This window comes from Arthrobacter sp. NPDC056886 (assembly GCF_042788715.1).
Lineage (GTDB): Bacteria > Actinomycetota > Actinomycetes > Actinomycetales > Micrococcaceae > Arthrobacter.
In genome coordinates, this window is record NZ_JBHUBT010000002.1 from 153,906 (window position 1) to 167,771 (window position 13,866).

General features: G+C 63.8%; 14 protein-coding genes. 13 read left to right on the forward strand and 1 reads right to left on the reverse strand.

Features of this window, described 5'->3' with window-relative positions; all coding sequences use genetic code 11:
* The first annotated feature begins 153 nt into the window (after nucleotides 1-153).
* The 7 genes from ACFRJ8_RS03820 (at nucleotide 154) to ACFRJ8_RS03850 (ending at nucleotide 6,769) form a co-directional block, all read left to right on the forward strand.
* A complete protein-coding gene (locus tag ACFRJ8_RS03820) occupies nucleotides 154-1,134 on the forward strand; it encodes a methionine ABC transporter ATP-binding protein (protein ID WP_377984824.1) in 981 nt (326 codons plus the stop codon).
* Complete coding sequence (locus ACFRJ8_RS03825; protein WP_377984825.1) at nucleotides 1,131-1,832, forward strand: methionine ABC transporter permease; 702 nt, start codon at nucleotides 1,131-1,133, stop codon at nucleotides 1,830-1,832. Before ACFRJ8_RS03820 ends, ACFRJ8_RS03825 begins: the two co-directional genes overlap by 4 nt.
* A gap of 77 nt (nucleotides 1,833-1,909) precedes the next feature.
* Nucleotides 1,910-2,719: a MetQ/NlpA family ABC transporter substrate-binding protein gene (locus tag ACFRJ8_RS03830; RefSeq protein ID WP_377984826.1), complete on the forward strand. Its 810-nt coding sequence runs from the start codon at nucleotides 1,910-1,912 to the stop codon at nucleotides 2,717-2,719.
* Nucleotides 2,720-2,803: 84 nt separating this feature from the next.
* Nucleotides 2,804-3,310, forward strand: coding sequence for an LURP-one-related/scramblase family protein (locus tag ACFRJ8_RS03835; protein WP_377984827.1), 507 nt, complete (start codon nucleotides 2,804-2,806; stop codon nucleotides 3,308-3,310).
* A 14-nt stretch (nucleotides 3,311-3,324) separates the two neighbouring features.
* Nucleotides 3,325-5,526: a transglycosylase domain-containing protein gene (locus ACFRJ8_RS03840; RefSeq protein ID WP_377984828.1), complete on the forward strand. Its 2,202-nt coding sequence runs from the start codon at nucleotides 3,325-3,327 to the stop codon at nucleotides 5,524-5,526.
* A gap of 143 nt (nucleotides 5,527-5,669) precedes the next feature.
* Nucleotides 5,670-6,227 carry a hypothetical protein gene (locus tag ACFRJ8_RS03845; protein WP_377984829.1) on the forward strand — a complete coding sequence of 186 codons (558 nt, stop codon included), beginning with the start codon at nucleotides 5,670-5,672 and terminating at the stop codon, nucleotides 6,225-6,227.
* Between the two features lie 2 nt (nucleotides 6,228-6,229).
* Nucleotides 6,230-6,769 (forward strand): hypothetical protein, encoded by a 540-nt coding sequence (locus ACFRJ8_RS03850; protein ID WP_377984830.1) that lies wholly within the window; start codon nucleotides 6,230-6,232, stop codon nucleotides 6,767-6,769.
* On the opposite strand, the gene ACFRJ8_RS03855 is transcribed toward ACFRJ8_RS03850, so the two are convergent.
* Entirely contained in the window at nucleotides 6,770-7,651 is an 882-nt protein-coding gene (locus tag ACFRJ8_RS03855; RefSeq protein WP_377984831.1) for a LysR family transcriptional regulator, read from the reverse strand.
* Between the two features lie 146 nt (nucleotides 7,652-7,797).
* Here ACFRJ8_RS03855 and ACFRJ8_RS03860 point away from each other — a divergent pair, with 146 nt between their 5' ends.
* The 6 genes from ACFRJ8_RS03860 to ACFRJ8_RS03885 all read left to right on the forward strand — a co-directional run bounded on the left by ACFRJ8_RS03860 (nucleotide 7,798) and on the right by ACFRJ8_RS03885 (nucleotide 13,857).
* On the forward strand, nucleotides 7,798-8,814 hold the full coding sequence (locus tag ACFRJ8_RS03860; protein ID WP_377984832.1) for a tripartite tricarboxylate transporter substrate binding protein: 1,017 nt from the start codon (nucleotides 7,798-7,800) through the stop codon (nucleotides 8,812-8,814).
* Nucleotides 8,811-9,398, forward strand: coding sequence for a tripartite tricarboxylate transporter TctB family protein (locus ACFRJ8_RS03865; protein ID WP_377984833.1), 588 nt, complete (start codon nucleotides 8,811-8,813; stop codon nucleotides 9,396-9,398). The genes ACFRJ8_RS03860 and ACFRJ8_RS03865 overlap by 4 nt, the downstream gene beginning before the upstream one ends.
* Before the next feature lie 8 nt (nucleotides 9,399-9,406).
* The gene (locus ACFRJ8_RS03870) at nucleotides 9,407-10,945 is read left to right on the forward strand and encodes a tripartite tricarboxylate transporter permease (RefSeq protein ID WP_377984834.1); all 1,539 of its coding nucleotides are present in this window, start codon (nucleotides 9,407-9,409) and stop codon (nucleotides 10,943-10,945) included.
* A complete protein-coding gene (locus ACFRJ8_RS03875) occupies nucleotides 10,942-11,343 on the forward strand; it encodes a universal stress protein (RefSeq protein WP_377984835.1) in 402 nt (133 codons plus the stop codon). The genes ACFRJ8_RS03870 and ACFRJ8_RS03875 overlap by 4 nt, the downstream gene beginning before the upstream one ends.
* Before the next feature lie 70 nt (nucleotides 11,344-11,413).
* Nucleotides 11,414-12,706: a glucarate dehydratase family protein gene (locus tag ACFRJ8_RS03880; RefSeq protein ID WP_377984836.1), complete on the forward strand. Its 1,293-nt coding sequence runs from the start codon at nucleotides 11,414-11,416 to the stop codon at nucleotides 12,704-12,706.
* Nucleotides 12,700-13,857: a mandelate racemase/muconate lactonizing enzyme family protein gene (locus tag ACFRJ8_RS03885; protein WP_377984837.1), complete on the forward strand. Its 1,158-nt coding sequence runs from the start codon at nucleotides 12,700-12,702 to the stop codon at nucleotides 13,855-13,857. The genes ACFRJ8_RS03880 and ACFRJ8_RS03885 overlap by 7 nt, the downstream gene beginning before the upstream one ends.
* Nucleotides 13,858-13,866: the final 9 nt, after the last annotated feature.

The following is a 13,866-nucleotide window of genomic DNA, read 5'->3' on the forward strand; positions in this document are numbered from 1 at the left end:
TGGCGCAAGAGCATGTTTCTAGAGTGGAAATTCGGATTTTGTGCCGCCAGCGCCTTGTTGGCAAAATTTAAGGCATGGGTGCGGACGAAAGTCCGTACCCAATTTTGCGGAGCGCTTCCGTGACGATTCCAGCCACCACAGGGAGCAACATCCATGATTTCCGTCAGCCAGGTCTCGAAGAGCTACGGCTCCGGGCCGACTGCGGTCCGGGCCCTCGACGACGTCACGCTGTCCGTCGCCCGCGGCGAGATCTTCGGCGTCGTTGGCCAGAGCGGCGCCGGTAAGAGCACGCTGATCCGCACCATCAATTCCCTGGAGCTCCCGGATTCTGGGAGCGTCAAGGTCGATGGCCGCGAGATGACCACACTGTCCGGCGCAGCCCTGCGAGAAGCGCGCCACAACATTGGCATGATCTTCCAACATTTCAACCTGCTCAGCAGCAGGACCGTGCAGGCAAATGTGGAACTGTCGTTGGAGATCACTGGCGCCGGGCGCGCAGCCAGGCGCACCCGGGCTCTCGAGATCCTCGAACTCGTTGGCCTCCACGGCAAGGCCTCCGCCTACCCCGCACAGTTGTCCGGCGGACAGAAACAGCGCGTCGGCATTGCCCGTGCGCTGGCCTCCAACCCCTCAGTTCTGCTCAGCGACGAGGCAACCTCAGCACTGGATCCGGAGACCACCCGGCAGATTCTTGATCTCATTCGGAAACTGAGCAAGGACCTTGGGCTGACAGTGCTGCTCATCACGCACGAAATGGATGTCGTGAAGCGAATTTGCGACTCCGCCGCCGTCATGAGCGGGGGGCGGATCCTTGAGCAGGGGCCCGTGGAACAGCTGCTGACGACAGAAAAATCCCTGTTGGGCCGGGCACTGTTCCCCATGGGAGACATCCCGGAGACGCCCAGCGCCATCGTTGACATCACCTTCAGCGGAATCAGAACCGACCGGCCCGTGATCGCCCAACTGGCGCGCAAGCATGGCATCGACGTCGGAATCCTGGGTGCTGCAGTTGAAACCGTCCGCGGGCTCCAGACAGGCCGCACCCGGCTGGAGCTGCCCGGTGATGAACGGACCGTGGCCGCCGCCGTGGCCGATCTCCGTTCCCAAGGACTCTTCGTGGAGGTAGTGAAGTGATCGACCGCAACGACCCGTACTTTTGGTCGGACCTGCTGGACACGATCCTCAAGGGCGCGGGTGAGACGTTTTACACCGTGGGCCTGAGCCTGCTGTTCACGATTATTTTCGGCTTGGCCGCCGGCGTCCTGCTTGTGACCACCGAATCCGGCGGCCTGCTCGCGAAGCTCTTCGGCAGCCGGGCGCTCGGGTTCACTGTCAACCGCGTGCTCGACGTCGTGGTGAACATTGGGAGGTCCGTCCCCTTCATCATCCTCATGATCCTGCTCATTCCGTTTACCCGCCTGCTGGTTGGATCCTTTATCGGACCGACCGCGGCGATTGTCCCGTTGACCATCGCCGGCATTCCCTTTTTCGCCCGGCTGGTGGAGATCGGCATCCGCGAAGTGCCTGTGGGACTCGTCGAAGCCGCCCAGTCGCTGGGCGCCAGCCGGTGGACCATCCTGACCAAGGTCATGGTTGCCGAGGCAGTCCCGGCCCTGGCGCTCGGACTGTCCACCACGGTGGTCGGGCTCATCGGCTACTCGGCCATGGTGGGCGCAGTGGGCGGCGGCGGCCTCGGGGATGTCGCGTTCCGCTACGGCTACCAGCGTTACAGCCCGGAATACATGTTCGGAGTTGTCATCCTTCTGGTCCTGCTGGTGCAGGTCTTCCAGTCGCTGGGCAACTTCGCGGCGCGGCGCCTGTCCCACCGGTAGCCACCGCCCGCACCGCCCCCAGCCACAACCGCAACGCCCCGCCCCAAAACCCCATCCCATTCTGCGAAAGAGTTCCAATGTTCCGTGCACAAATCCTGAAGGCCGCCGCCACCGGCGCGGCCGCCATCCTCGCCCTCTCCGCCTGCGGCGCGAGTTCCGCCAGCCAAAACGGGGCAGCCGAGACGATCAAGGTCGGTGCCCTCGCCGTGCCCGCCGGCGACATGCTGAAGCAAGTCCAGCGGGAGCTCGCCCCCAAACAGGGCCTCACCGTGGAGTACAAGGAATTCAGCGACTACAACACGCCCAACGCGGCCGTGAGCGACGGCGACATCGACGCCAACCTGTTCCAGAACACCACCTTCATGGAGACGTACAACAAGGCTTCCGGCAAGAGCCTGGTCAGCGTGGGCAAGGTGTACCTGCCGCCGATGGCCCTGTACTCCAATGAGGTGGCCAACCTTGCGTCCCTTCCCGACGGCGCCTCGGTGGCCATCCCCAACGACCCCACCAACGAGGCCCGCGCCCTGAAGCTGCTGGCGTCCAAGGGACTGATCGACGTCAGTGAAAACCCGATCACGCTCAAGGACATCAAGGCCAACCCGAAGAAACTCCAGTTCACGGAGATCGAAAACGCCAGCCTGCCGCAGGCCCTCAATGACAAGGACGCGGCAATCGTGACACTGGCATTTGCCCTTCCCGCCGGCCTGAGCGCCGACAAGCAGCTGCTGGTCGAGGGCAAGGACAGCGCCTACTACAACGTTCTGGCCGTGAAGGCCGAGATGAAGGATGACCCGCGGGTGCAGAAGCTGTACAAGATCCTGACCTCGCAGGACATGAAGGATTTCATCCAGACCAAGTTCAAGGGCCTGGTGATCCCGGCCAGCTGACCCCTTGGTGCTTCCCCGGCGCCTCACCCGGACCATCCGGTTCGGGTGAGGCGCCGGCCCGCGAGGCGGCCGTATGGTCATGGCATGGGACTATTACGGCACCGGCGTGACGAACCCGCAGCTCAGCGGTTTCAGATGCGCGAGAAGCTGCTGTCGATTGGCGACGACTTCTGGATCGAAGACGACCAGGGCAGACGCGCCTACAAGGTCAATGGCAAGGCGGCCCGCATCCGGGACACGTTCGTCCTTGAGGACGCCTCGGGAAACCAGGTGGCGCACATCCAGGAGCGCAAACTCTCGATCCGGGACAAGGTCTCCGTCGAGCGCGGCGACGACACTGCCGCGACGATCCACAAGGCGCTGGTCGGGCTCCGCGACCGCTTCGCGATCGACGTGAAGGACGGCGCCGACATGAAGGCGCATGGCAACATCGTCGACCACGAATACGAGATTGAGCGCGACGGCCACACAGTCGCCACGATCTCCAAGAAGTGGTTCCGCGTGCGTGAGTCCTACGGCGTCGAAGTGGCGGAAGGCGAGGACGTCCCGCTCATCCTGGCGATCACCGTCGCCATCGACTCCTTAACGTAGCCTGTTCAGCGAACATGGCGCCGAGGAACCGACCCCGCTCCCTTTTAGCCCCTACCCTTTGGAGGCTATTCGGGTTCTTGACAGCAAGCGCCGTCTGCGGCGTGCTGGCCGCCAGCCTCTTGGTGCCCACCGTGGCCGCGACCGGCGTCGCCGTCAGCGATTCGATCAAATTGTTCAACGGCCTGCCATCGGAACTGACCGTTGATCCGCCGTCGGAATCGACCAGGGTGCTCAGCGCCGACGGGAAAACGATCGCCACCTTCTTCGCGGAAAACCGCGTAAAGGTCAGGCTCGACCAGATGTCCCCCTACGTCAAGGACGCTATCGTCGCGATCGAGGACCGCCGCTTCTACGAGCACGCCGGCATCGACCCCCAGGGGATTGTCCGGGCGCTGGTGTCCAACCTGACCAGCGGCGGAAGGCAGGGCGCTTCCACACTGACCCAGCAGTACGTCACCAACGTGCTCAATGAATCCCTCGTCTCCGCGGACAGGGGCGATCAGATTGTCCTCAACGGGCAAAAGAGCATGGCCGACAAGATTCGCGAGATGAAGCTCGCCGTCGAACTGGAGAAGAGGTTCACCAAGGACCAGATCCTTGAGGGGTACTTGAACATCGTGTTCTTCGCCCGGGATGCCTACGGCATTGAAGCCGCGGCCCGCTACTTCTTCAACACCACGGCCAAGGACCTCACGCTGCCGCAAGCTGCCCTGCTGGCCGGCCTCGTGAACAGCCCCAGCTTCTACAATCCTGCACTTCATCCGGAAAACGCCGTCCAGCGACGCAACCAGGTGCTCGGCAGAATGCTCAGCGACGGCGCTATCTCGAAGGCGCAGCATGATGCCGCCGTCCCCGCCCCGGTGGACCTTAAGATCACCCCCGGGATGCAGGGATGCGCCGGCGCCGAAATGGCACCGTACTTCTGCGACTACGTTTCCCACCTCATCCTCAACAACCCGGCCTACGGCGCAGATGTTTCCGAGCGCGAGAGGAAACTGTTCCGCGGCGGCCTGACCATCAGAACCACCCTGGACAGCCGGCTCCAATTGGCCGCGCAGGCGCAGGTCAATGCCACAGCCGGTGCCAACCCGGACAAATGGGGGGCCGCGCTGGTCTCGATCGCACCGGGAACCGGCAAGATCCTGGCCATGGCTCAAAACACCGTCTTTCTTCCGGCGCCCGGAAAATTCGATACCCAGCTGAACTTCAACGTCGATTCCAAGGACGCGAACGGCAACGACCTCAACGGTGCCGGCGGGTTCCAGCCAGGGTCCACCATGAAACCGTTCACCTTCGCCGAATGGCTCAACGAGGGCAAACCCCTGACCGCCATGGTGGACGCCTCCCGGCGGACCTATCCGCTGGGCTTCCCCTGGAAGTCCAGCTGTGGAAAGGTCCTCGGCGCCTACAGCACGGCGCAGAGAGCCCTCGGCGCCGCGGATGACCTGCAGAACAACGACCCCGGATACTACCGCCGCATGCCCGTGGACTACGGGCTGTATAACTCCATCAACACGGCAACTTTCGCCGAGGCCGCCCAGCTGGACTTCTGCGGCATCCAGAAGATGGTGGACGCCGCAGGGATCCACAGCGGCGTGGACAACGCCCCGGTGAACATGCACCAGCTGGGCAACCTGCTCGGTGCCATCGGCGTGGCGCCGCTCCATCTGGCCAACGCGTTTGCCACCTTCGCCAACGACGGCAAATACTGCTCACCCATTGCGATCACGGCAGTAACAGACGCAGCAGGACGGAAGCTGCCGGCCCAGACCATCGCCTGCCATGGTGCGATCAAGCCCGAGGTCGCCCGCGGTGTGAACTCCGTGCTGCAGGACGTGCTCAAGCACGGGTCCGGCGTGTACATCAAACCCAAAGTCCAGGACCGGTTTCCGACCGCGGCCAAGACGGGCACCTCCAATACCAACGGCGCCACCTGGGTGGCCGGCTACACCTCCGGCCTCGCCACCGCATCCTTCTTCGGCGACACCCTCCACGGCCAGAAGCGGCCCGGCCAGAACATCACCGTCAACGGCAAGTTCTACAAGGCCATTGACGGATACATGCTCGCCGGCCCGCAGTGGGCCAACTACATGCTGCAGGCCGCCGGATACTACCCCGCTGCCGCCTTCCCGAAGCCGCCGGAGTCCATGACCCGGAAGCAGTCCACGCCCCGTACCCCATGCTTCCCCCGGTTTCATCGGGCTCGGTGTCGTTGACCTTGGCCCGGGGTGCTGTGGCTCCCAATCGGTCTTCTACGCCATCGGGCTATACCATCGGGCCCGGAGCCTCTATCCTCTTGCCATGAGAGACGGGGGCAAATTCCGGCGAGGGGATTCGCGACACCGCACGCGAGTGGCTCGTGACTACCGATAGCGCCCAGCCGCAGGACAACTACGACGCTTTCCTGTCGCGGCTGGACGCCGCTACAACCAGCCTGAGCACCCGGGCCGGTTCGCTGGACAAGGCGATGGCAGCGGTCTCATTGCTGTTGGGGCCCTATGAATCCGCGGTCCGGAAATGGGAACGACGGCGGCATTACGTCAGTGAACAACTCGCCGCGCACTCCGGGTCCCCGCAGTCCTACACCGCTTTGTGCGAGCTCCACGTCGTGGCAGGAAAGATGGAATCGATGCTGCGCGGCCGTGTCGAGCGCGTCACCGAAAAGCTGGCCGTCATGCAAGGCCGGCGCGAGGCCATCGACAAGGCACTGCTGGAGCTTGAGCTTGGCAAAATCAAACTGTCGTCGTCCCGGATGCTCTCACAGGACCGCCAAGAGTTGAGCAGCATCTTTTCCGAACTCGCCGGCACCACCGTAGCCACGGGAGCCATTCCCGATACGGGGCTGCTCACCGATCTCAAGGAAGCACGCGAGGCAATCATCCTGGCCGAAGCGCTCATGGAAGTGAAGGGGTACTAATTATGGAAATTTCACGGCGCGATCAGCCCCGCAAGGACACCGTCGCCCTTGTCCGCTGGTCAAAGAAACCTGGCGAAAACCCCGTACTGAAGTTCATCCTGTCCAGCATTTTCGGATTGATCCTGTGCCTGTTCCTGATGATCTTCCTGCCCTTTCTCAGGAGTTTCGGCGCCATGGTTTTGTTTACCTTCCTCTTCGCCGCGCTCCTCACGGTGCGTACGGTCTCGGCCCAGAGGCGCTTCATGAAGGGGCTGACCAAGAGGGTGAATGACACCCTCGCCGAGGTCACGAGCAGCCGTGGCGACCAACTGTCGGTCAAGCAATTCCGGCACATGACCAAGAGCGGCGAGCATCTTCCGCTCCTTGTCGGCGGCTTGCCCGGATTGAACCTGCATGTGGCTCGGGCTTCAACGCTGGAGCGGAATGCGCCGGAGAAATGGGTGGCGGTCTTCACGGTGGTCCCTCCGGAGAACGGCACCGCCAGCTTCGACCGCTTGGTGGCAGCGGCCGTCAATGCCGGCCACGGCACCAACGCCGCCTAGTTAGTCGGCCGCCCCGCTGATCAGATCCAGCACGCGGTGCAGCGCCGGGTTACGGGCTTCCCGCCTCCAGATGGCATGCAGTTCGACCGGATCGGTCTCGAAACCACCCAGTTCAATGTATTCCACGCCCTCGATGCCGAGGGCCATTGAGGATTGTGGGACCAGGGCTATCCCTCGCCCGGCCGCAACCAGGAAGATCATGGTCAAAATCTGGCTGACCGTGTGGACAAACGTGGGGTGGGATGAGACCAGGCTGATCACCAGGTCATAGAAGTAGCGCGCCTGGGTGGGCGAATGCATGATCAGGTCTTCGCCGTGCAGGTCCTCGACGCTCACGAGCCGGTCCAGGCGGGTGAAACGGTGCCCCACAGGGACCGCCACCATGATCGGCTCCCGGTAGAGCAGTCGCGAATCGAAAAGATCCTCATCAAAGGGCGGGCGGGCAAGCCCGAGGTCAATTTCGCCGTTGATCAAGGCGGCAGTCTGATCCTTGGTCACCATCTCCCGCAAGTCGATATCGACGTCCGGAAGCGCCCCCGAGATTTCATTGAGCAGGGCCCCGAGCAGCCCGAACGTCGATGCCGCCGTAAAGCCGATACGGACGAAGCCGGCCGAGCCCTGAGAAATCCTCCTGGCCATGCTTGGCGCAGCTTCGGCGAGCTCCAGCAGCTTGACCGCATCCGTGAGGAAAGCCGAGCCGGCTGCAGTCAGCGCGACGCCCCGATTGTCACGCTCGAACAGCTGCACGCCGATTGACTTTTCGAGCTTTTGAATCTGCCGGCTCAGGGGTGGCTGGGTCATGTTGAGCCGCACGGCAGCGCGGCCAAAGTGGAGTTCCTCAGCGACGGCGACGAAGCCACGTAGTTGGTCCAGGGAATACATAATGCCGAAACAGTATCACGCTATGCCTTAATCGTCTTGGACACGCATCAATAGCCACCTCTAATGTTCAGGGGTAGCCGCCGACGTGACGGAACTCACCGAGACCGGCTTCCGTCCTCGCAGCGAACATTCAAAGGAGAATCTTCATGATCAAGTCCACCTTCAGCCGACGCTCTGTACTCGGCGCGGGAACCGGCCTCGCACTCGCCCTGGCCCTGACCGCCTGTGGCGGCAACGTCGCAAGCAACAGCGCGCCGTCAGATGGCAGCAAGTTCCCGTCTGGTCCGGTCACATTGACCATCGGGGCGGCCCCCGGAGGCAGCACGGACCTGATCGGCCGTGCCTTGGCCGAGAACGCCAGCTCGGGTCTGGGCGCACCGATCCCGGTGGTCAACAAGCCGGGCGCCAACGGCGCACTCGCCACCAAGGAAGTCGGCGGCGCCAAGGCGGATGGCCAGACCCTCGTCATCCTGAATGCCTCTCTCTTCGCCATCACCCCGCTGGCCGTGTCGGCCGATGAGGCTGTCAAGATCGAGGACTACGAGGTCATCACCGGGATTTCCCAGGACGACTACGTTCTGGTCACAAATGCCAGCTCCGGGATGAAGACGATGGAGCAGCTCACCAAGGCGGGCAAGAAGTTCAACTTTGCCACCACCGGCGTCGGGACGGGTAGCCAGCTCGCCCAGGCCCTGCTGTTCAAGCAGGCCGGAATCGAGGGCACCGATGTGCCGTTCGACGGCGGCGCTCCCGCCATGACTGCTCTCTTGGGCAACCAGGTCGATGTGGCGACCATCCAGCTGGCCGAAGCGATGCCGCAGATCAAGGCGGGCAAGCTCAACCCGGTGGTTGTCTTCTCGAAGGAACGGAACCAGTACCTGGCCGACACTCCGACGGCCATCGAAGCGGGCTACGACGTTCCGGTTTCGCAGTTCAGGGCCGTCGCGGCGCCGAAGGGCACCCCGGAGCCGGTGCTCGAGAAACTGCGGGCAGCCTTCAAGACCGCCTTCGCCTCCGAGGCATACAAGGCGTTCAACAAGCAGAACCTGTTCACAGCAGCGGAAAACGACGGAGCGCAGGTCGCCAAGGACTGGGCAGCGGATGCGGCGAAGTTCAAGGAACTTGCACAGAAGTACGACGTGAACCTGGGCGGCGGGAAGTGACGTCAAGCTCCCAGCAGGAGGCTCCCCTGGGCACCTCCACCCCGCACGCAGCATCCGGCACCGGGTACCCAGCAACGGAAGCCGATCCTGTCGAGCCGCTGACGGCCGAACAACTGGCCGCTGAATGGGACGAGGAACGCCCCCCGCCTGCCGGGCCCCTCGCCAATGTGGCGGCCGGTGTGGTGACGGCTTTGCTCGGCGCTGCCGGCGTAGCACTGTCGCTGTCCATGGGCGTCGGCACCCCGGAACGGCCGGAAGCGGGCATGTGGCCCCTCATCATCAGCCTGGTGATGGCGGTTCTGTCCGTGGCACTGCTGCTGTTCGGGCGCAAGACCCTGGATGCCGAGGCGTTTTCTTCTTCCAGCTGGCAGGTTGCTGCCGGTGTGGGGACCCTGATCGGGTTCGTCCTCGTCATCGGCCTGACCGGTTTTGAGATCCCCACGCTGCTCCTCACGTTCTTCTGGCTCAGGTTCCTTGGCAAGGAGACGTGGCGGATGTCGACCCTCCTGAGCGCAATCGTCACCGCCGCCTTCTACCTGATCTTCGTCGTGGCACTCAGCGTGCCCATCCCCCACCTTTTCTAGGGAAAATTATGGACATTTTCGGACCAGTCCTCAACGGATTCGGCGTCGTGCTGGAACCCACGAACCTGCTGTATTGCCTCATCGGCGTCGTCATCGGGATGCTCATCGGCGTTCTCCCTGGCCTCGGCCCGGCGGCCACCATCGCCATCCTCCTGCCCTTGACCTACGGCGTCGAACCCGTGACTGCGATCATCATGCTGTCCGGCATCTTTTACGGCGCACAGTATGGCGGCACCATCACTTCGGTCCTGCTCAGGCTGCCAGGCGAAGCGTCCTCTGTGGTCACCGTGTTTGACGGCTACGCGCTTGCCCGACAGGGCCGGGCGGGCACGGCGCTCGGGATAGCGGCCATCGGGTCCTTCTTCGGCGGCACCGTATCAATCATCGGATTGACGCTCCTGGCACCGATCGTCGCCGGCTTCGCCCTCAGCTTCGGGCCGCCGGAGTACACCGCCCTTGCCATGCTGGGCATCCTGCTGGTCGCCACGGTCAGCAACGGCAGCAAAATCAAATCGATCATCGCCGCTTCCCTCGGGCTGCTGCTGGCCACTGTGGGCCGGGACGGCTTCACAGGGGAATCGCGGTTCACCTTCGGCAGCCTCTCGCTCTCGGACGGCCTGGACTTCGTGCCGATCGCCATGGGCATCTTCGGGCTCGGCGAAATCCTGTACAACCTGGAGGAACGCCACAACAAGGTGCAGGCACCCGCCAAAGTGGCCAACGTTTGGCCCTCGCGAAAGGACCTCAAGGAATCGTCGGGAGCCATCGGCCGGGGCTCGCTGCTGGGATTCTTCCTGGGAATCCTGCCCGGCGGCGGTGCCACCATCGCCTCCCTGGCGGCCTACGCCATGGAGAAGAAACGCGCCAAGAACCCCGAGCGGTTCGGACGCGGGGCAGTGGAGGGGGTCGCGGCACCGGAAAGTGCAAACAACGCCGCGGCTACATCGTCCTTCATCCCACTCCTGACCCTGGGCATTCCCGCCAACGCCACCATGGCGATCATCTTTGGTGCGCTGCTGATCCAGGGCGTCACCCCCGGACCGCAGCTCGTGGCGGACAATCCGGAGCTGTTCTGGGGCGTCGTCAACTCGATGTACATCGGAAACATCCTGCTGCTGATCATGAGCATTCCGCTGGTCGGCGTCTTCGTGAAAATCCTCCGGATCCGGGCCGCAATCCTGGCACCGATCACGGTGCTCATCACCCTGATCGGTGTCTACACGATCAACAACAGCATTTTCGATATCTGGCTGGTCATCGCCTTCGGCGTCCTCGGCTACCTCATGAAGAAGTTCGGCTTTGAGCCGGGCCCGCTGGTGCTGGCCTTTGTTCTCGGATCCTTGCTCGAAGAGAACCTGCGGCGCTCCCTGCTCCTGTTCGGCGGCGATCCGGCAGGCTTCGTCACCCGCCCCATCTCGGGTGTTCTCCTGCTCCTGTTCCTGCTGGTGGTACTTCTGCCCCTGCTGCAGAAGGCAGTTAAGAAAGCACGGGCCAACCGGTCACAAACCACGGCACCGCACACGGAAAAGGAAAAGGAAACGGTATGACTATTCTGATCGGCTACGTGCCCACCCCGGAAGGCGAGGCAGCCCTCGATACGGGAATCGCCGAAGGCAAGCTGCGGAGCGAAAGCATCGTCATCCTCAATTCGCCGCGCAAGGGCGCGCCGGTAGACGCCACCCTCGCCTCCGCTGACCAGGTTGCCGCACTGCTGAAGCGGGCCCACGATGCCGGGGTAGCGGCGTCGATCCGTCAACCGGGCCACACAGACGACTTGACTGATGAGTTCATCGACATCGCCGACGAGATCGATGCTTCCCTGATCGTCATCGGACTCCGCCGGAGGTCGCAGGTGGGGAAGTTCATCCTCGGGAGCCACTCCCAGCGGATCCTCCTGCAGGCCGACCGGCCGGTGCTGGCCGTGAAAGCCGGCGAAAAGTCCTAAACCCCACCTCAGTCCCCCGTCCAGCAGCCCACGCCGGGCCCCGGACCACTAGGCCAGGAGTATCAGAGCCGTGAACCACCCAGTCAGCCCCGCCGGACCCCACCGGATCAAGGACATCACCATCACTCCGGTGGCATTCAAGGATCCTCCCCTTCTCAACGCAGTCGGCGTGCATGAGCCGTTTGCGCTGAGAGCCATCGTGGAAGTCACCACCGACACCGGAGTCTCGGGCCTCGGCGAAACCTACGGGGACGCCCCGCACCTGGAACGCCTGCGGCTGGCCGCGGGGGCCCTGGCCGGGGCGGACGTCTTCAACATCAACGACATGCGGCGCCGGGTCATCACGGCCTTGAGCGCCGATACCACGGTGGGCGGGCACGGGATGTCCGGCATGGTCACCGGCTCCAGCACGCCGGACCGGGTGCTTTCCCCGTTCGACGTGGCATCGCTGGACATCCAGGGAAAGATCCTCGGGCGTCCCGTGAGCGACCTGCTGGGCGGCGCGGTGCGCGCCGAAGTCCCCTTCAGCGGCTACCTTTTCTACAAATGGGCCGGGCACCCCGGCCATGAGGAAGATTCCTGGGGAGCGGCGCTGGATCCGGAAGGCATCGTCCGGCAGGCCCGCCGGATGGTGGACGACTACGGCTTCACAGCCCTCAAGCTCAAGGCGGGCGTATTTCCGCCGGAGGAAGAAGTGGCCGCCATCAAGGCGCTCCGGGACGCGTTCCCGGACCTCCCGCTGCGGATCGACCCTAATGCCGCCTGGACCGTCGAGACCTCCATCCGTGTGGGCAAGGACCTCGACGGGGTGCTCGAGTATCTTGAAGACCCCACACCGGGTCTCGACGGCATGGCTGAAGTGCGCCGCAACGTGTCCATGCCGCTCGCGACGAACATGTGTGTGGTCAGTTTTGGCGACGTGCCGGGGTCTGTCGACGTCGGGGCCGTGGATGTGATCCTTTCTGACCATCACTTCTGGGGCGGCCTCCGGCGCTCCCAGGCCCTGGCGGGCATCACGGAGACCTTCGGTTTGGGGCTGTCCATGCACTCCAACTCGCACCTGGGCATCAGCCTGGCCGCCATGGTCCACCTCGCGGCGGCCACCCCCAACCTTGACTATGCGTGCGACACGCACTGGCCGTGGAAGGAACCCGACGAGGACGTCATCGTGCCGGGACCCCTGGTGTTCCGCAACGGGGCCGTCGGTGTTCCCACCGCGCCGGGGCTCGGCGTCGAGCTGGACCGCGATGCCCTGGCACGGCTCCATGAGCAGTACCTGCAGTCCGGCATGCTCAACCGTGACGACACCGGCTACATGCAGAGCCTTCATCCCGGCTACGAACTGGAATCCCCGCGATGGTGAATGACCGCATTACTTCAGTCAAGGTTTCCCTGGTGATCCTGCCCCTGCAGAAGCCGGCCAGTGACGCCAAGGTGCTGACCGGGAAGCAGAAGCCGCTCGCCGAGGTGGCGTTCCTGTTCGCGGAGATTACGTCCGAGGAGGGCCACGAAGGCGTCGGCTACAGCTACGCCCTGCGGGCGGGCGCGCCGGCGCTGTATGCACACGCCCGGGAACTCGCTCCCGAACTGATCGGCGAGAACCCCAACGACATCCAAAGAATCTGGAGCAAGCTGGCTTGGTTGGGCCAGTCCGTGGGCCGCAGCGGGGTCACCGCGCAGGCTGTCGCCGCCTTCGATGTTGCCCTGTGGGATCTGAAGGCAAAGCGTGCGCGGCTTCCCCTGGCGCAACTCCTTGGCGCGCACCGGGACTCCGTTCCCTGTTACAACACCTCGGGCGGCTACCTTTCGACGCCCATCGATGAGTTGGTCACCAACGCCCAGGTGTCCCTCGCCGCCGGCATCGGTGGAATCAAGATCAAGGTCGGCCAGCCGGACCGGCGGCTGGACCTCAGCCGCGTTGCTGCCGTCCGGTCGGCGCTTGGAGAAGACGTCCCGCTGATGGTCGACGCCAACCAGCAGTGGAACCGCACCACGGCAATCCGCATGGGGCTCGCCCTTGAGGAACACGGACTGACCTGGATCGAGGAGCCCCTGGATGCCTACGATGCCGACGGCCACGCTGAACTCGCCCGCCAGCTCGCAACGCCCATAGCTACCGGCGAAATGCTCACGAGTACCTCTGACCACTACGAACTCATCCGGCGGGCCGCCGTGGACATCATCCAGCCCGACGCTCCACGGGTCGGAGGCATTACGCCGTTCCTGAAGATCATGGCCCTGGGAGAACAGGCGAAAATGGCCATGGCGCCGCATTTTGCCATGGAAATCCATATTCACCTGTCGGCCGCCTATGAGCTGGACGCCTGGGTGGAGCATTTCGACTGGCTGGAGCCGCTCTTCGACGAGCGGCTGGAGATCCGCGCCGGACACATGCATGTGCCTTCGCGCCCCGGCCTGGGGTTCAGCATCAGCGACCAGGCGCGGCGGTGGACGGTCACGACGGACACGTTTACGGAGACCCGCCGGCTGACCCCGCAGCACAGCAATGCATAAAGGGTATCA